15 protein-coding genes and 1 pseudogene are annotated in these 18465 nt (G+C 54.7%); 7 read left to right on the top strand and 9 right to left on the bottom strand.

The window, feature by feature from the left end:
- Positions 1 to 102: 102 nt before the first annotated feature.
- Genes VXJ35_RS00495 through mnmG form a run of 4 tightly spaced genes read right to left on the bottom strand, consistent with a single transcriptional unit; the run spans position 103 to position 4217 of the window.
- The gene (locus VXJ35_RS00495; RefSeq protein ID WP_064023303.1) at positions 103 to 954 is read right to left on the bottom strand and encodes a ParB/RepB/Spo0J family partition protein; all 852 of its coding nucleotides are present in this window, start codon (positions 952 to 954) and stop codon (positions 103 to 105) included.
- Positions 954 to 1730 (bottom strand): ParA family protein, encoded by a 777-nt coding sequence (locus tag VXJ35_RS00490; RefSeq protein ID WP_064020050.1) that lies wholly within the window; start codon positions 1728 to 1730, stop codon positions 954 to 956. Before VXJ35_RS00490 ends, VXJ35_RS00495 begins: the two co-directional genes overlap by 1 nt.
- On the bottom strand, positions 1723 to 2349 hold the full coding sequence (gene rsmG, locus VXJ35_RS00485; protein WP_064020049.1) for a 16S rRNA (guanine(527)-N(7))-methyltransferase RsmG: 627 nt from the start codon (positions 2347 to 2349) through the stop codon (positions 1723 to 1725). The genes VXJ35_RS00490 and rsmG overlap by 8 nt, the downstream gene beginning before the upstream one ends.
- On the bottom strand, positions 2349 to 4217 hold the full coding sequence (gene mnmG, locus VXJ35_RS00480) for a tRNA uridine-5-carboxymethylaminomethyl(34) synthesis enzyme MnmG (protein WP_064020048.1): 1869 nt from the start codon (positions 4215 to 4217) through the stop codon (positions 2349 to 2351). The genes rsmG and mnmG overlap by 1 nt, the downstream gene beginning before the upstream one ends.
- A 54-nt stretch (positions 4218 to 4271) precedes the next feature.
- Between mnmG and VXJ35_RS00475 the strand changes: the two genes are divergently transcribed.
- From VXJ35_RS00475 to VXJ35_RS00465, 3 genes are read left to right on the top strand one after another with little or no spacing between them, the layout of a single operon-like run.
- Positions 4272 to 4466 carry a hypothetical protein gene (locus VXJ35_RS00475; RefSeq protein ID WP_064020047.1) on the top strand — a complete coding sequence of 65 codons (195 nt, stop codon included), beginning with the start codon at positions 4272 to 4274 and terminating at the stop codon, positions 4464 to 4466.
- Between the two features lie 28 nt (positions 4467 to 4494).
- Positions 4495 to 5103, top strand: a complete 609-nt coding sequence (gene ribA, locus VXJ35_RS00470) for a GTP cyclohydrolase II (RefSeq protein WP_064020046.1) — start codon at positions 4495 to 4497, stop codon at positions 5101 to 5103.
- 5 nt (positions 5104 to 5108) lie between these two features.
- Positions 5109 to 7496, top strand: coding sequence for an ATP-binding protein (locus tag VXJ35_RS00465; RefSeq protein ID WP_064020045.1), 2388 nt, complete (start codon positions 5109 to 5111; stop codon positions 7494 to 7496).
- A 410-nt stretch (positions 7497 to 7906) separates the two neighbouring features.
- Here the strand turns inward: VXJ35_RS00465 and VXJ35_RS00460 are convergent, their stop codons facing one another.
- The 3 genes from VXJ35_RS00460 to VXJ35_RS00450 all read right to left on the bottom strand — a co-directional run bounded on the left by VXJ35_RS00460 (position 7907) and on the right by VXJ35_RS00450 (position 10877).
- Positions 7907 to 9004 carry an IS5 family transposase gene (locus VXJ35_RS00460; RefSeq protein WP_064020044.1) on the bottom strand — a complete coding sequence of 366 codons (1098 nt, stop codon included), beginning with the start codon at positions 9002 to 9004 and terminating at the stop codon, positions 7907 to 7909.
- A gap of 81 nt (positions 9005 to 9085) precedes the next feature.
- Positions 9086 to 9715 (bottom strand): DUF4276 family protein, encoded by a 630-nt coding sequence (locus tag VXJ35_RS00455; protein WP_197495932.1) that lies wholly within the window; start codon positions 9713 to 9715, stop codon positions 9086 to 9088.
- Positions 9708 to 10877 (bottom strand): ATP-binding protein, encoded by a 1170-nt coding sequence (locus tag VXJ35_RS00450; RefSeq protein ID WP_157198030.1) that lies wholly within the window; start codon positions 10875 to 10877, stop codon positions 9708 to 9710. Before VXJ35_RS00450 ends, VXJ35_RS00455 begins: the two co-directional genes overlap by 8 nt.
- 551 nt (positions 10878 to 11428) lie before the next feature.
- On the opposite strand from VXJ35_RS00450, the gene VXJ35_RS00445 reads away from it, so the two are divergent.
- Complete coding sequence (locus VXJ35_RS00445) at positions 11429 to 11899, top strand: hypothetical protein (RefSeq protein ID WP_064020042.1); 471 nt, start codon at positions 11429 to 11431, stop codon at positions 11897 to 11899.
- Positions 11900 to 11942: 43 nt separating this feature from the next.
- Entirely contained in the window at positions 11943 to 12479 is a 537-nt protein-coding gene (locus tag VXJ35_RS00440; protein ID WP_231914818.1) for a GNAT family N-acetyltransferase, read from the top strand.
- Positions 12480 to 12633: 154 nt separating this feature from the next.
- On the opposite strand, the gene VXJ35_RS00435 is transcribed toward VXJ35_RS00440, so the two are convergent.
- Complete coding sequence (locus VXJ35_RS00435; RefSeq protein ID WP_064020040.1) at positions 12634 to 14334, bottom strand: hypothetical protein; 1701 nt, start codon at positions 14332 to 14334, stop codon at positions 12634 to 12636.
- Positions 14304 to 15836, bottom strand: a complete 1533-nt coding sequence (locus tag VXJ35_RS00430; protein WP_064020039.1) for a DUF1175 family protein — start codon at positions 15834 to 15836, stop codon at positions 14304 to 14306. Before VXJ35_RS00430 ends, VXJ35_RS00435 begins: the two co-directional genes overlap by 31 nt.
- 985 nt (positions 15837 to 16821) lie before the next feature.
- Here VXJ35_RS00430 and VXJ35_RS00425 point away from each other — a divergent pair.
- A pseudogene (locus VXJ35_RS00425) lies at positions 16822 to 18169 on the top strand (IS5 family transposase).
- Between the two features lie 68 nt (positions 18170 to 18237).
- Positions 18238 to 18453, top strand: coding sequence for a diguanylate cyclase domain-containing protein (locus VXJ35_RS00420; RefSeq protein ID WP_064020038.1), 216 nt, complete (start codon positions 18238 to 18240; stop codon positions 18451 to 18453).
- The last annotated feature ends 12 nt before the right edge of the window (positions 18454 to 18465 follow it).

Here is an 18465-nt window from a genome sequence, read left to right as displayed (position 1 = left end):
ATCGGCATGCCAAGGGACAAATCAACAGTTTTTCTAAGGTTTGCCGAGAAAACCGTGTAGCAGATGCGACAAACCGACACGGGCTTGCAACAATCCGCCGTATCAGTGGATTTTGCCGATAATGCCTTCCAGCTCTTCCAGACTGGTGTAGTTGATGATCAACTTACCCTTGCCGCCGGCCTGGTGGTTGATCTCGACCTTGGCGCCGGTGCGCTCGGACAACTCGCGCTGCAGGCGCAAGGTATCGGGATCGATCCGTTTTACCGGAGCCGCCGGCTTGTCCTCGTGCATCTCGCGCACCAGCTTCTCGACGGCGCGAACACTCAGGTTTTGCTTGACGGCCTTGTGCGCAATTTCGACCTGTTTCGCCTCGTCCAAACCGAGCAAGGCGCGAGCATGCCCCATTTCCAGCAGCCCTTTGCCGAGCATGGTTTTCACCTCGCCGGCCAATTCGAGCAAACGCAGCAAGTTGGTTACCGTAGTCCGCGACTTACCCACCGCTTCGGCGATTTGCTGATGGGTCAACTCGAACTCGTCCTGCAACCGGTGCAAGGCTTCGGCTTCTTCCAACGCATTCAAATCCTCGCGCTGAATGTTTTCGATCAAGGCGATCGCCATCACCGAGCGGTCGTCGATATCCTTGACCAACACCGGCACTTCGGCCAGCTCCGCCAACTGCGCGGCGCGCCAGCGGCGCTCGCCGGCGATGATTTCGTATTTTTCGCCGGCGACTTTGCGCACGACGATGGGTTGAATGATGCCTTGCGCCGCAATCGAATCGGACAACTCTTTCAGCTTGTCGGGATCCATATCCTTGCGCGGCTGGTATTTGCCGCGTTGCAGAAATTCGATCGGCAGCTTTTGCGTATCGTGGGTCTTTTCCGGAGCCGGCGCCGAAACGTCGCCGAGCAATTCGCTCAAGCCCCGGCCCAAACCGCGTTTTTTCGGATTCATCATTTGGCTGCTGCTTTATGTTTGCGGATCAGTTCGCCGGCCAGCGCGATGTAGGCGACCGCACCGCGCGAAGCCTTGTCGTAAGCCAATACCGGCACGCCGTGGCTGGGCGCTTCGGCCAGCCGGATATTTCTCGGGATCGTGGTGCGGAATACCTTATCGCCGAAATATTCGATCAATTGGTCCGACACGTCCTTGCCCAAGCGGCTGCGGCTGTCGACCATGGTCCGGAGTATGCCTTCCAGGTGCAACCCCGGATTCACGGTATCGCGGATGTTGCGCAAGGTCGACATCAACGAGGACAAGCCTTCCAGCGAATAATATTCGCATTGCATCGGAATCAGAACGCTGTGCGCCGCGACCATGGCGTTCAAGGTCAACATGTTCAACGACGGCGGACAGTCGATCAAAATGTAATCGTACTGGTCCTTGACCGGCAACAACGCATCGGCCAGACGCCGCTCGCGGTGTTGCGCCGCCATCAATTGCACTTCGGCGGCGGTCAGATCGGCGTTACCCGGAATCAAATCAAAACCCAACGCCTTGTTTTTGACGATGATGCCAGAGACCGGCACCTCTTCCAGCAACAATTCGCAACTGGAATATTCGAGCTCGTCCTTGTTGACGCCACAACCCATCGCCGCATTGCCTTGCGGATCGAGATCGATCAGCAGGATTTTGCGCTTGGTCGCTGCCAGCGCGGCGGCCAGATTGACGCTGGTCGTGGTCTTGCCGACGCCGCCTTTCTGATTGGTGATCGCGATTATCTTAGCCATGCTTGAGTCTCTCTATGCGAATCAGACAACGCTCGGCATCTACGCCAGGCACCGCCAGCGGAATCACTTGGTATTCGGCGCCGATTCCGGCCAGTTCGCCTATCGGCTGCTGCCCCTTCATCGCCAGCAACACGCCGTCCTCGGCCAACAAATGGCCGGTCATTTTAACGATGTCCGGCATTGAGGCGAAAGCGCGCATCAACACCATGTCGAACAATCGGCTCGGTTTGAATTGCTCGACCCGGCTGTGCACCACGTCGACGTTTGTCAATTTCAGCTCCAGCACGGCTTGCTGCACGAAGCGGGTTTTCTTGGAATTGGAATCGACCAGCACGAAACGGCAATCGGGCCGGCAAATCGCCAACGGAATACCGGGCAGACCGGCACCGGTACCGATATCGGCGATCAATTCCGGTTTGATATGCGGCAAAACCGCCAGACTGTCCAAAATGTGCAAACCCACCATATCCAGCGGATCGCGCACCGCAGTCAGGTTGTAGGCCTTGTTCCATTTACCCATCAGCGCCACGAAGCGCAGCAATGCTTCGATCTGGCCATCCTCGAGCGACAAGCCCAAGGCGGCAAGGCCTTGCCGCAACTGTTCTCGGCAGGCGTCCATCAGGCGCTTTTCTTTTTCAGATGCACCAACAGCAAGGAAATCGCCGCCGGCGTTATGCCGGGAATGCGCGAAGCCTGACCCAAAGTTTCCGGACGCTGTTTTTTCAATTTTTCGCTGACTTCGTTGGACAGGCCGGACACCAGACTGTAATCGACGTTCTCCGGCAATTTCAGATGCTCATAGCGCTGGGTGCGGCTAATCTCGGTTTGCTGACGGTCGATGTAACCGGCGTATTTAGCCTGAATCGCCACCTGTTCGGCAACTTGCTCGTCGATTTCGGTTTCGTCGGTGAAGGTTAACAGATTTTCGATATCGACCTCCGGCCGGCGCAGCATGTCCATCAAACTGGCTTCTTTGACCAATTTTTTGCCCCAGTACTGCTCCGCCAACGCCGCTTCGTCGGATTCGGCTCTGATCCACTTTTTGGCAAGCTTGCCTTGCAGATTGGCGATGGCTTCGCGCTTTTCCTCGAACCGGCGCCAACGCTCGTCGTCGACCAAACCCAATTCGCGGCCTTGTTCGGTCAAGCGCAGATCGGCGTTGTCCTCGCGCAATTGCAAGCGGTATTCGGCGCGGCTGGTGAACATGCGATAAGGCTCGGATGTGCCGCGCGTGATCAAGTCGTCGATCATCACGCCGATGTAAGCTTCCTCGCGGCCGGGGCACCAGCTTTCCAGGCCTTTTGCCAAGCGCGCGGCGTTCAGCCCGGCGATCAAACCTTGCGCGGCGGCTTCTTCGTAGCCGGTGGTGCCATTGATCTGGCCGGCGAAGAACAGCCCATTCATGTGCTTGGTTTCCAGCGAGGTTTTCAAATCGCGCGGATCGAAAAAGTCGTATTCGATGGCATAACCGGGGCGAACGATTTCGGCGTTCTCGAAACCCAGCATCGTGCGAATGAAGCGATACTGAATATCGAACGGCAAACTGGTGGAAATACCATTCGGATAGACTTCGTTGGTATTCAAACCTTCCGGCTCGACAAAAATCTGGTGCGAATCGCGCTCGGCAAAGCGCACGACTTTGTCCTCAATCGACGGGCAGTAGCGCGGGCCGACGCCTTCGATGATGCCGGAATACATCGGCGACCGGTCCAAGCCGGAGCGAATGATGTCGTGGGTTTCCTGATTGGTCCGCGTGATATGGCAACAAACCTGGCGCGGATGCTGTTCGCGGCTACCCATGAAAGAAAACACCGGCAGCGGCGTATCGCCATGCTGTTCCTGCAATTTGCTGTAGTCGATGGTGCGGCCGTCGATCCGGGCCGGGGTGCCGGTTTTCAGCCGGCCGACGCGAAACGGCAACTCGCGCAGGCGCTCGGCCAGCGCAATCGATGCCGCATCGCCGGCGCGGCCGCCGCTGTAATTTTCCAGACCGATGTGAATCCGTCCGGCCAAAAAAGTGCCGGCGGTCAATACCACCGCCTTGGCGTTAAACTCCAAACCCATCTGGGTTTTGACGCCGGTGACGCGGTCGCCGTGTACGATCAAGTCAGATACGGTTTGCTGGAACAGGGCCAGATTGGGCTGATTTTCCAACGCACTACGTACCGCTTGTTTGTAAAGCTGGCGATCCGCTTGCGCCCGGGTCGCCCGCACCGCCGGGCCTTTGCTGGCGTTCAAGATGCGAAACTGGATACCGCCCAAATCGATAGCCTTAGCCATGATACCGCCCAGCGCATCGACCTCTTTGACCAGATGGCCCTTGCCGATGCCGCCGATGGCGGGATTGCAGCTCATTTGCCCCAACGTCTCGATGTTTTGGCTCAGCAACAGGGTTTGCGCGCCGGTACGCGCCGCCGCCAACGCCGCTTCGGTACCGGCATGGCCGCCGCCGACCACGATTACGTCAAAGTCTTTCTGGAATTTCACAGGCAATCTATGTTCAAATAAAACGTTATTTTAATAGCTTAGAGAGAAAAAAGCATGAGAAAACAAAACCCCGGCCAGGGCTTGCCGGACAAACCCAAGCACAATCCGGTCGCTAAATTCGCCCGCCAATTCAACAAAGCTCAAACCTACGCCGACAAGACCCAATACCGCCGTAAAGCCAAACATCGCGGGTTGGAGCCTTTTGCCATCGCTTCCGGAGAGGCGATGGCAAAAGGCTTAGCCGCGTAACCCGCGCATTTCAAGGATTTCCAGCTCAGTGAAAGCAACCGTAGAAGACAAAGTTCAAACCCGGATTCCGACCAAACACGGCGAATTCATCCTGCATTACTACAGCAACAGTCTGGACGACAAAGAACACGTGGCCTTCGTCAAAGGCGACGTGGCCGGCAAGGACGACGTGCCGGTCCGCATCCATTCCGAATGCTTCACCGGCGACGTGCTCGGCTCGCGCCGCTGCGACTGCGGCGAGCAGTTGGACATGGCGCTGGACATGATCAATACCGCCGGTTACGGCGTATTGATCTACCTGCGCCAGGAAGGCCGCGGCATCGGCCTGCTGAAGAAACTGCAAGCCTACAACCTACAGGACCAAGGCCTGGATACCGTCGATGCCAACATCAAACTCGGCCATCTGGCCGACGAACGCCAATACGACATCGCTGCGCTGATTCTGGACAACCTGAAGGTGCATTCGATCGAATTGATCACCAACAACCCGCAAAAAATCGACGAGTTGACCAAACTCGGCGTGCAAGTCAATAACCGGATTGCCATCGAAACCCGCATCCACCGCGACAACCTCGACTACCTGAAAACCAAGGCCGAACGCATGCGCCACATGCTGTCGGTCCCGGACCGTTCCTGAGCGCCATGCTAGACCACTTGAAACTACCGGCCGCAGCGCTGAAGCTGACGATCGACCTGCCTGCCGCCGACACCGGTTCCCGCTACAACGGCATCCTCGGCCAGAACCGCGCCCAGTCGGCGCTGGCGTTCGGTATCGCGATGAAAGCCCCCGGCTACAACATCTTCGTCATGGGCGATCCGGGCACCGGCCGGCTGTCGATGGTCAGCCATTACCTGACCGGCTACGCCGAACAACAGGAATCGCCGCTGTCCTACGCTTACGTCGAAAACTTCGAAAACCCGCGCGAACCGGTTGCCGTCGAATTGCCGTCCGGCGAAGGCCACAGTTTTGCCAAAGACGTCGAAAAATTGATCGACAACGTGCTGGCCACCTTTCCGGCCGCCTTCGAAAGCCCCAGCTACCAGCAAAAGAAAACCGCGATCGAACGCCGCTTCAACCAGCGTTACAACGCGGCAATCGATTTGGTCGACAGCAAAGCCCGGGCCATGGGCGTGGCCTTGTACCGCGACAACGACTCGATCACCTTCCTGCCGATCCGCAACAACAAGGCGCTGGACGAGGAGCAATTCACGCTGCTGCCGGAAGCCGAGCGCGACGCCTTCCACCAACACACCGAAGAGCTCGAAGAGTATCTGGGCGACGTATTGCTGGAACTGCCGCAGTGGCGGCGTACGCTGGCCGAGGAAATTCGGCAACTGGATAGCGATACTATCAAACTGGCGCTGGAACCGTTGCTGGCCGAACTGACCGACAAGTACCAGAACGTCGACGACGTGATTACCTACCTGGCGGAAATCGAGAAAAACCTGAGCAACACCATCAGCGACTTCTTGATGCCGAGCCGCAACCCGGAAAACCGGGAAATCATCGCCAAACGCCAGATGCTGATCGAACAGTATCTGCCCAACATTTTGGTGGACTGCAAGCACGACGCCGCCGGCGCCCCGGTGATTTACGAGCCGCACCCGATTTACCAAAACCTGTTCGGCCGCATCGAATACGTCAGCGACCAAGGCACGCTGATCACCAATTACCGCCGCATCTGCCCCGGCTCACTGCACCGTGCCAACGGCGGCTACCTGATCCTCGACGCCGAAAAAGTATTGACCTACCCCTTTGTTTGGGAGGGCCTGAAGCGGGCGCTGAAAGCCGGCAAAATCGAAATCGAATCGCCGTATTCGGAACTGGGCATCAACACCATCACCTTGAAACCGGAAGTCATTCCGCTCAACGTCAAAGTAATCCTGGTCGGCACCCGCGACATTTATTACCTGCTGGAAGAGCTGGATAGCGAGTTCAACGAGATGTTCCGCGTATTGGCCGATTTCGACGACCACATCAAACGCACGCCGGACAGCATCGGCCAGTTCGTGCAGGTCATGAAACAACAGGCCCGCGACGCCGGCGCAAAACCCTTGACCGACCTGGCCTTGGTCCGCCTGATCGAACACAGTTGCCGCCTGGCGGAAAACCAGCAGCGGCTGTCGGCCCACGTCAACAACTGCCTGGAAATCATCGCCGAAGCCAACCTATTGAGCAGCCAGACCGGCGCCAGCGAGATCGGCAAAGCCGAAATCGAATTGGCCTTGGCCGCCCGCGAACAACGCAACGGCCGCATTGCCGAAGCCATCCTGGAAGAAATGCTGGACGGCACGATCCTGATCGACACCGACGGCGAAGCCATCGGCAAGGTCAATGGCCTGACCGTGATGGACATCGGCGGCAGCAGCTTCGGCGCACCGGCCCGGATCACCGCCACGGTGCATCCCGGCTCGCGCGGCATCGTCGATATCGAACGCGAAGTCGAACTCGGCCAACCCATCCACTCCAAAGGCGTGATGATTCTGACCGGCTACCTCGGCCACTGTTACGCCCAGCAATTTCCGTTGGCGATCTCGGCCAGCATCGCGATGGAACAGTCCTACGGCCACATCGACGGCGACAGCGCCTCGCTGGCCGAATTGTGCTGCCTGATATCGGCGCTGACCCGCACCCCGATCAACCAAGGCTTCGCGATGACCGGCTCGATCAACCAATACGGCGAAGTGCAAGCCATCGGCGGCGTCAACGAAAAAATCGAAGGCTTCTTCGAATTATGCGCCGCGCGCGGCTTGACCGGCCGGCAAGCGATGATCATTCCGACCTCGAACAAACGCAACCTGATGTTGAAACGAGAAGTGGTGGACGCGGTCGAGCGCGGCAATTTTGCCATCTACGCCGTTTCCAACGTCGATGAAGCCCTCAGCCTGCTGACCGGCCAGGAAGCCGGCACGATGAACGCCGAAGGCCAGTATCCGGAAGGCAGCGTCAACTTCAAAGCCGTCGCCCGCCTGAAGGAAATTTCCGAAATGACCTCCGACGAAGACAAGGAAACCGAGACCGGAGCCTGAAACATCCGACAGCCGGCAGCCGGCACAAACGGTTGGATTTACCTAACCAACCGCCTTTACTTGCTTCAGCCATATCCGGCCAAATTCAGTAACATCCGGCATTTCTTGCAGCAACATTTGCAGCAGCCGGCATCTATTAACCCAGTGCTTCAATACCGTTCGCCCTGAGTTGGTCGAGTGCTCTCCACTTCAAGCTTTGCCCGGCTCAGCCCAAACAGAATATCGGAAATAACAGAGCCAGGTTAACAGGCTGGTGAAAAACCCACTGATATTTCCCCTTACCCACGGTTGCCGTGATTTTTTCGTGTTGAAATCGGTCATGACATCGAGTTTCAAGCGTTTTGCCCCTGTTTCAAGGGCTTTTTATTCGCCTGAAGCCGTCTGTGGACGGTTTTCAGGCGTACTTCACCCTAGGTGGGCGCACTCCACGCCGGTTTCGGCGTGAACACCAATAGGTTGAGCAAGCGCGTCAGGTTGTAGGCGGCGAAGCAAAACAAGGCTTGGCCAGCGACTTTGGCTAAGCCGATGTGACGGGTTTTGCGCAGGCCGCCGACCGTTTTGACCCAGCCAAAGGCTTCTTCGACGATTTTGCGGCGCTTGAGGCTTTGGGCGTAACCTTTGCCGCGCGCGGTGCGGCCATCGACGGCACTGCCGGTCTTTTTCCGGGCCACATGGGCTTTGATGTCTTGCGCCTTGAGTTTGTTGACGAACGCCGGTTGGTCATAGCCTTTGTCGGCACCGACGCTACCGCCTTTGGGCACACGGCGTTTGATCATTGTTTGCGCGGCTTCGATTTCGGCGGTGCCGGTGGCTTGAGTGGTTTCGACATCGACAATCAGGCCGTTGCGATTCTCGGACAAGGCATGGGTGATGTAACGCAGTTTGGCCTCGGTGTATTCGCCTTTCTTGTAGAGCCGCGCTTCCGGGTCTGTCGTGCTTTGGTGGGTGGCGTTGCTGCGCTTTTCGCCGCTGAAGTCGACCTCGGGATTGCGGCCGGCGGGTTTGTCCGGGCCGCTGCCGTCTTTCTTAACGAAGCTTTTGTGCGAGGCCCAGGCTTCAATGAGGCTGCCGTCGACACTGAAGTGTTCGTCGGACACCAGGTTTTGCCATTCGGCTATGGCCAGTACCCGCTCAAAAAATTCGCGACTCAGCGCTTCGGACAGCAGCCGTTCGCGGTTGGCGCTGAACACGCTGCGTTCCCAGACAGCATCGTCGATGCCCAGACCGACAAACCAGCGAAACAGCAGGTTGTAGTCCAGCTGTTCCATCAACTGGCGTTCGCTACGAACGGTGTACAGCACTTGCAACAGCAAGGCGCGCAGCAGTTTTTCGGGCGCAATCGACGGGCGGCCAGTGTGCGAGTAACGCTCGGCAAAGACGGCATTCATAGAGGTCAATACGCCATCGACGAGTAGACGTAAACGACGCAACGGATGCTGTTTGGGAATACGTTCTTCCAGGCTAACGTAGCTGAACCAGCTACTTTGAATGGCATCGTGTCCGCGCATTGAAAGGCTCCAAATTTAGGTAGCCTATTTTAACAGTTGGCGGCTCATCTATGCCTTAGCCTACTTGGCTTTTCGAGTTTTTCACCAGCCTGTTAAGTACAATTCTTCGTAAGATAATGCATCAATAGTTCTCTGTACCTGCCTTCTGTTTTTCGTATACCCTTTACCTACGCTGTTATATATTTTTGCTAGGGTTTCGGCGGGATGTGGCAAATCATAAGCATGCATACTGTTGGTGTCAAAACCACTGGCAATTAAATTGCTTGTATTTATATTGTTGTCAATACGTTGAAAATGGGTTGTTTCCTCTAAAAACCAAGCTTCAATTTCCATAATAGCTAAATGTAGATGTATTGGTAAATCACCAATAGGTAGCCCAATTAATAAGCTGTTTTCTAACTTGTCTATTTCAGTATGTGTAAATGGATAAACGTCACGCAAGCCGACAATTAAGGAATATCCGGCCAGTTTTAGAGAATTATACCGATCTTTTATTTGCGATTTAACTTGTCCATCATTACAACAATTTGCGACTAAAACATGTATGGTCGGTGACTGATGTGAACGCAGTTCCGAAAAAGAAAGTTTCCCCTGATGCTGTAACTGAACCTCAAAAGATATTCCATGATTTCCTGCTAATTCGGACAATAACCGAATTGCGAACTCTTGTTCTGTAAATCCTTCGACAAATACAGCAAATTTTTTAGTCATTAAGAACCTCTGCTTCAAAAAAATCCGAAGCAAAAAAATCAAAGTTATTAAGACCAAGATACTTAAATTGTTCAAATTGCTTTTGAGAGTTTTTGGCATTAAACATCTTAACAATGCCGCCTTTTCGCTTTAATACAGCCCAATATTCTAGCGGCACCTCATTCATAACAAAACGATCATTAGTAGTCATAATAAGCTGCATATCGTTTTCTTTGGCCTTGGTTATTAGAAGTTTGATTACTGATGTTGCTCTTTCATAATCCAATCCTTCACCAATATCATCTACAAGAATTAATTGCTTGTTTCTTGAAAATGCGCACAAATTGAGATGCACTACAAGTGCGAGGGCACGGAACATGCCTTGAGACATTTGTATTTGCGGATTTTTAAATCCTAAGTCGGTTTCTACTACAAATATTCCTACCGCAGCAAAAGGAAAGTTGGAAAGTTCCTGAAGATTGTCCGCCCCTACATCTGATAATGAATAGCCCAATTCCCCCATGTCTGCAATAACAGCCTTATCAAACGTTTCACCAAATCTCTTATATGCAGAAGAGTAGACTCTAACAAAGTCGTCAGGATCATCAAATGGAGGAGGATTGGGGTTGTTAAAAAATGCATGCGCGTCAGTTACTCCCATAACGCGCGACCTTCCAAAGTCTGAGCCGAATAAATACAAAACAACACTATTAGCCCACTGATATAGCTCTATTAAAAAAGGATGCTGAATTTCATCCCTGCGGTTTACTGCAGCAATCGCATTAGCTGGAATTTTAAAGTCCAAAAAGGTGTTTTCTTTTTCGTAGTGAATTTGCCCGGATCCGTTTTCATCGCGACTAAGCTTTTTTTCGCCATCAACCAAAAGAACTTCTTTTATTACAGTTCCTTCTTTAAATGCTATTTCATATGAAAACTCACCACTATTCAACTTTAGAGTTACCAAAAAACCACAGGCTTCGTAAGCCTTGTGCTGTCCACACAGTATTCTGGCAAAAGAATTAATTACAGACATAAGTCTGGATTTACCCGATGAGTTTTTTCCTACAATCAAATTAATTTTAGAAAACTCTGCATCAGAAATATCCCAGTATCTAGGCTCATCTTTAAATTCCGAGTAACATAATTTCACTAACAGGTTGGTGAAAAACCATATTCCAGCCACTAATTTAGCTAGAAGAAGCCTTTATTTAGTGCTGAATCAATCTTGTAGTACTAAATATAGGTCTGATTGGTTGCAAAAAAGAGTTTTTCACCAACCTGCTAATGCCATAATAAACCCTATGCCTTAACTAGCGCTTGAAGAAATTCAATAAATCACTCTAACGAGAGTAATTCATAAATATTTATATTCTACCACACCCACCGTTTACCCACAGAGGGCTACTAGCTATAGGATAATACCGTTAGAGTTAGCAGGTTAGTGAAAAACTATTTTTTGAGACCAATTTAGTCTATATCTAGTGGTTAAATGAGAAATTGGCACTAAATAAAGCTTTTGTCCCCTATTAAGTGTAGAGGTCGGGATATGGTTATCACCACCTTACTAGAGTCGAGATGTTTCTGTGATTCGTGGGTTCCTAGAGAATGCAAGAGCAATACCGGAGCGGCCTGTTGTAAGGGAATGCCGGTATCCCTGCTTATCTGGCGGTTTTCGGCGACAACGCCGAGCCCGTTTCGGTATAGTGCGGTTGAATTTTTTGCCGGATGACGACGATGAAAAAACTTTTGCTGACGCTGCTTGCGGTGCTGCTGATTATCGAGGAATGGCTGTGGGACTTTCTGTCCGCGTGCGGCCATTATCTGGCGCTGTGGTTGCGGCTGGAAAGTGTCGAGCGTTGGTTGAGCCGGACCTCGCCGCCGATGGCCTTGTTGGCGATTGCGGTGCCGATAATGATCGTCACGCCGATCAATTTGGCGGCGCTATCGCTATTGGTACACGGACTGCTATTGCAAGGCATCTTGCTGGAACTGTTCGCCAAGCTGCTGGGTACCTTGCTGGTGGCGCGGGTGTTCAGCCTGACCAAGCCGCAACTGCTGACCTTTACGCCGATTGCCTTTATCTACCATACCGTCAGCGGTTGGCTGCGTTGGGCACACGCCAAAATCGCCGAGACCGCCATTTACCGTTTCGCCAAGCAACTGAAAGCGGATGTCAAAGCCAAAATCAACGCCTGGTTGGCTTGACTGGCGACCGGATCGGGAGCGGGCTATGGAATTGGAGTTTAGTGTGGCTGATGCGAACGACGCCGAGGCGTTGGCGCAATTGATCAACTCGGCCTATCGCGGCGAAACCAGCCGCTTGGGCTGGACCACCGAAGCCGACTTGCTCGACGGCCGCCGAATCGACGCCGCCGGGATTTTCGAATTGCTGGCCGAATCCGATTCGCTGATTCTGGCCTGTAAATGGCAAACCCAGCTTTTGGGATCGGTGCATTTACGCCATGCCGCGAGGCAGGTGCATATCGGCATGTTGGCGGTCAGCCCGGCTCATCAAGGCCAGGGTATCGGCAAACAACTTTTGCAGCAGGCCGAGCAATGGGCGACGCGAATCTGGCCGGTCAGGGTTTTTGTCATGGCTGTGATTCCGCAGCGGCGGGAATTGATCGAGTTTTACCAGCGCCGCGGTTATCGCAGTACCGGTCGTATCGAACCCTTCCCCGAGAATCCGGCACTGTGGACGCCGAAGGTCGGCGGCTTGTGTCTGAAACTGCTGGAAAAACCGGTGCAGCAGGCTCAGATGTCGCTTAACTCCGGCGATTATTAACTTGGCCCTTAAATAACTTTCGCCTTTATGCCCTTGAGGGTGCTGAGCCTGTCGAAGGGTATGCTGCAAAGGGCTTCGAAGCGCTCAGCCCGAACGGAATACCAGTGATTAAACGGGCCGGGTTAACAAACCAAATGCGCTGGGCGGCGGCGCTTCAATCGGCGGCTGCCGCCACGGCTTGCGCGACCAATTTCCCTTGCAAGCGAGCGCCGGCGGCATTGTCCGCCACCCGGCCGGCGTAGCTGAGCAGCGGCAGATTGCCGAACAGCTTGTCGCCATCCCGGCGCATCGCGGCTTTGGCGGCTTCGTAGTCTTGTTGCCAGCGCGGCGCGAATTCGTTGGCGTCTTGGTTGGCGCCGGCGCCGCCGGCCAGAAACAATTCGCGGGCGGCCGCGCCGGGGTTGACGAAGGCAAGCAACTGCGCATCCTGCAAGCGTTGTTTCTCGGCGCCGCGCTGCCAATCCAGCGGGCTCAGCGATTGTTTGTTGCAGGCGTCTTTCATCCGCGTCAGCAAATTCGCCGAACTGGCGGCAAGGAACAGGCTGCCGCCGGCGCACTCGGCGCCGAGGTCCTGATTTTTCAGGTATTGGGTATAGGCCGCGCTGGCTTGCGGCTGGCCGGGATTGGCAACGACGACGCCGACCGCGCCGGCCGGATCGTCCGGGCTGAAATCCCACACCACGCCGATGCCGGCCGGCTCCGGGCCGGGCGGGTTGGCCGCCGGGCCGGCCGCGGCCAGTTTGCGCCAATCGTCGCCGGTAAGGTCCGGCGGCAACGCCAGACTGGCCGCGAAGCCGGCGAAAGCGTCGTGCGGCATGCTGGCGACTACGCCATCGAACAAACGCGGGTGCAATTGGCGCTGCCAGCTTGCTGCCGGCAAGCTTAACCAGCCGGGTTCGGCGCCATTCAGCGCAAAATCCCAGCGGATCGGATAGCTTTCCGCGCCGGCCATTACCGGCAGCAGATGGGCAACGAAGGCCTCGCTGCGCAGCACCAGGCTGAGCGGCGCATCGCCGCCGCCGGCTTCCGGCGCGATGCTGTCCAATACGTTCAGTAACGCTTCCAGGCTTTGCGCCAGATAAATTCGGCCGTCGTATTCGGTGACGAACAGTTTTTGCAGGCCGATGCGGGCTTCCAGAATCGGTTCCGGCAATTTGCCGACCCGATAGCCGCTGCTGGCCAGCACGCCGGCCAGTGCCGGCATGGCCTGGTCGGCAAAGCGGCTGGCGCCGCGGCTATAACCAATCACCCAGCCCTGGCTGCCGTGGGCCATGTCGTAATGCAATTCGGCGTTGGCGCCGACCGCGTCGCGCAGCACCTGTAGCAGGAAGTCGCCTTGTATGCCTTGCAGATTGAGCTGTTCGGCTTTGACGTGCAGGCTTTGCAGCAGGCCGAAGAACAGCCCTTTGACGAAGCGGTTATCGAGCAGGCGTTGCACCTCGGCTTGCTGGTCCCACCACTGTAAAAACGCCTCGCCCTGGTTGAAGTGCAGCGTCAACGCCACCGGGTGTTTGCGTACATACCAGGCGGCGCGTTTCGGGCAGTCGGCCGGGCGCTTGACGAAGACGTCCACTACCGTAGCCGAACCGGCGTCGCCGCCGACCAGCGCCGGACAGCGTTCGTCGCCGGCCGGAACCTCGTCGTTGCTGCCGACCAGCGAATTGGCGGCGTCCAGATCTTGATTGGCTGAGTCGCGCAATTTCACGGTCAATTCCAGCAGCGGCAGATCGGCGCGGACCAACTTGGCCAACGGTTGCCGGGCCACTTCCCGGTAGATCGCCACGCCGGCGCCGGCAGCCAAGACTATGCCGGCGGCGATGGCGGTCAGGCGTTTTGCGGGCGTAAGCGGTTCCATTCGAACACTCCAAGGAAATAGGGATTTTCCGGGCGGGGAATCCAGACCGGGTCGGGCGAGTTCAGCAATTCGGCGACGCGCACCACCCTTACCTGGCCCTCGCTGCCTTGAGCGCCGTTATGGTAAACGGCCAGGCTTTCGGCGCGGCCGGCGGCGAACAGCATCAAATGGTAGGGCTCGTCGTTCAGCAACGGTTTTTGGTAAACCAGCAAATCGCCGCTCTGCGCCGCCGCCAGATCGCGCGATTTCAAGCGAAAGTTATAGCCGATCAGGGTTTCGGCGTCGGCAAAATGGCCGTAACGCGGCAAGCCGTTACTTACCCCCGTCTGCCAGAGCTGCGGATAATTCGGCAAGGTTTTCCGGGCCTGCTCCGACACGGCCGGCAAATTCAGTTTGGCCGGGATGCCGAGCTTGGCGGTGCGGGCCGCATCGCGCGGTTCCAGCGCGGTGCGGTAGGCGAAGCGGACCAGGCCGGCGCAGTCGCGTTGTTTCGGTTCCCACAACGGGCTGGGTTTGCGGGCTTGCAGCAGCGCGACGTTGGTGACCGTCTCGCGCAGCGCTTCGGCGTCCGCCGCCGGCAAATAGCTCAAATCCTCGCCGCTATCTTCGCCTTCGCGCTTGGGTTCCTGTTTGATGTACTCTCTGATTTCGGCCGGCATGTCGCGCTCCGCGTCCTGCCCCGGCACGTAAATTTTCGCCGGTTGCCGGTTGCCCTGGATTGCGACGTAAGCCAGGGTTTGGGTCTCGCCGGGCCGAGCCAAAGGTTTTTGCACCCGGCGCCGGCTTTCGCTCGGCAGGCCTTCGTCGAGAATGATGTCCAGGTTGGCTAGCGTGTGTTGCACCGCGCCGCCCGGCCAATAATTGGTATCGATGCGGAACACGCCGACCGGCGGCGCCGGATGCACGTATAAATAAGGCCCGTAGCCGGCTTGGTCGAAGTTGTCGCCGTTCGAATTCAAAAAGAAAATGCCGCCGCTGCTGGAGTTGGTATCGGCCCAATAGACGTGGCTTTTGTCCGGTTCGTAAATGTGCAGGTCGGTATAGACGCCGTCGCTGTCGCTGGTCAGGATCACTTTCAACGGTATCGGCGAAATCACCGCGTCCACCGTCGCCGAGGCTTTGGCAACGCCGGCGGCATTGGCGCATTCGGCAATCACGCTGTTCTTGCCCTTTGCGGCCGGGAAGGCGCGGCTGAAGCTGCCGTTGGCATTACGGACGTAATAGCGCACGCCGTTGATATTCACCACGACCGGATCGGCTGCCGGGTCGGAGCAGGTGCCGGCGACGGTTATTTGCAAGCCGCTGGTCCAACCGCCGGCCGGCTTGCTCAGCACGATGGTCGGCGCTTCGGCCGGGCTGGTGCTGAACGGCCTTTGTTGGCCGCGCCGGGCCAGAATATCCGGATCGTCGCTGGGCGCAGCGGGACAGTGAGCCGATACCGCCAGCCAGGCCAGGGCTAACCCGGACAGCCGGTATCGGTTGAGCAAGCTAAATTTCCGCATCCAGGCCTCCACGGCAACGACATCTCATTCGGTGCGGGAAATGTAGCAATCAAATCCGCTAACGGCAAATCTGAGCCAGGTTGTTTGACAATGGCGGCGTTTGGATTGACCGGCATTCTAGACTGAGTTCGTCGAAGCTCAATGCTGCGCGCCTTTCGATAGGTTCAGGGATACAAATCCTTTCTTACTCCTAACTCAAAAACAGTATGTTGAATACGCTGATCATGGGGTAGATCGATGTCACCAATTTCATTCAGTGAGTTGATGATTCGAGGCTGACGAACCATTGCTGTCTATCGTCTAATCTGATTCAATGGCGCAGATCTGGTATTAGCGGTAAGTTCACGCAGTTCAGATAATTTAAAGAAAAAATTCATATGATGATCCTCAAAGTTTCTTTTCTAGGATCAATTTCGGTAGGTATACAGAAACCGTATAACTCCTTGTTATTCGCCTAACAGGTTGGTGAAAAACTCTTTTTTGCAACCAATCAGACCTATATTTAGTACTACAAGATTGATTCAGCACTAAATAAAGGCTTCTTCTAGCTAAATTAGTGGCTGGAATATGGTTTTTCACCAACCTGTTAAACACGCGTATCAAAGCCCCTTCTCTTGCAAAATTTATAACCAGCTTAGAAGCTGGACTTTTCTCAACAGCTTTTTAAGGATAAGAGTAGCGTGGCTACGTTACTCTTATCAGGTTGGTGAAAAATTCATTTTCGAAGACAACTGAATCTATGTTTAATATCGTAGAACAATCTTTTGAACTAAAAATAGCAGGCTTCCCGCGAAATTAGTGTCCAGAATATAGTTTTTCACCAACCTGTTAATGATCACTTGTTCGGCGTAATTAGTTGCCCCTGAAAAGCCCTAAAATTTCCACTAACACATTGAAATAAAATAAGTAATCTAATTAAGAAGCGGGCAATAATTGCAAGAAAGGGGTAAAATAGCTATTAATTTCTTGCAAATTTTTATTCAAAATGAAGCCAAAATCCCAAGAAACGAGTGGTCAAATCGATCTATTCAACACACCGCTAGCCGACCTGTTAAACCCAAAACACGAGCTTTACCAACTGGCTAATCTGATCGATTGGAAAGTCCTGGATGATGCCTTTGGCGAGTTCTTTACCGAGAATCAAGGTGCGCCTGCCTTGCCCACGCGACTGATAGCGGGACTTCATTACCTCAAACATGCCTTCGCACGCTCCGATGAAGCGGTGGTCGCGCAATGGCTGGAAAATCCGTACTGGCAATACTTTTGCGGCGAAGCGTATTTCCAACACCAGATGCCTTGCCACCCCACATCACTGACCTATTGGCGGAAACGGATTGGCGAAGCCGGTTGTGAATGGATGTTATCGGTGACGATTCAGGCTGGCGTAGATAGCAAGACCGTGAACAAGCAGGATTTTGAATCGGTGACGGTCGATAGCACGGTGCAAGAGAAAGCCATCACGTATCCGACCGATGGGAAGTTGTACGAACGCTGTCGCCAGCACCTGGTCCGCTTGGCTGAGCAGCATGAGATTTCGCTACGGCAGAACTACAACCGTAAAGCTCCGTATTTGCTGCTAATGGCGAACCGGTACAGTCATGCCAAGCAAATGAAGCGCAAACGCAAAATGCTCAAGCAGTTAAAGACTTTGGTCGGCCGAGTGTATCGAGATATTGAACGTCAATTGGACAATCAATCCGACGCCGTCAAAGGGGTGTTCAAAGAGACGCTGGCGAAAACCCAACGGATTCTGAATCAGCAACCCCCAGGATAAAAACAAACTCTACAGTTTTCACGCCCCGGAAGTGGAATGCATTGCCAAAGGTAAAGTCCACAAGAAATATGAATTCGGCGTCAAAGTGGGCATCACCGTCACGAATAAAAGCAATTTCGTACTGGGTGCCCGTAGCTTTCCGGGTAATCCCTACGATGGTCACACCCTGGAATCCTGTCTGGAACAGGCAGAAATACTGAGCGGTACGCACGCCAAAGAAGCGTTTGTCGACTTGGGTTATCGTGGTGTCGAGCTGCCCGGGGTCACGATTTACAAAGCCCGGCAAAAACGCGGCGTGGATACACGACGACTCAAACGCGCACTCAAACGTCGCAACGCTATCGAACCGATCATCGGCCACCTAAAGAACGACGGATTATTGGGGCGCAACTACCTGAAAGGCGAACTGGGCGATGCGTTGCATGCCATCCTGTGCGGTGCCGGCCATAACATCCGTTTGATCCTCAGGCGGTTGAGGATTTTTTGGTCTCGTTTTTGGGCGCTACTGTCACGACTTGGGATGACTTCATCAGTCGAGCATTTTTTATCGTTCGCATGAGAGCGGTCGTCTCTGAACAATTTCGGCTTTTTCAGGGACGACTAATTATTCAGGAACTTTCCAACCGATTGGGAGTAGCGGCCGTCGCCCGGATCAATTCGGCCATCGAGGCGCCGTTTTCGTTCGAGAACAGGGGCTATGCGCTGTCCGCCAGTATCGGTTCCGCCCAATTTCCCGACGATAGCGGCGACATCAATGCCTTGCTGGAGATTGCCGACCAGCGCATGTATCAAGCGAAGCGGCGTTACCGGCCGCAGCCGAACCCCACGGCTGTTACGGCTTGACGCCGGTCAAAC

This window comes from Methylomonas sp. DH-1 (genome assembly GCF_046097555.1).
Classification (GTDB): domain Bacteria; phylum Pseudomonadota; class Gammaproteobacteria; order Methylococcales; family Methylomonadaceae; genus Methylomonas; species Methylomonas koyamae.
The sequence above is the reverse complement of the archived record's forward strand: the minus strand, read 5'-3'. Positions and strand labels throughout refer to the sequence as shown.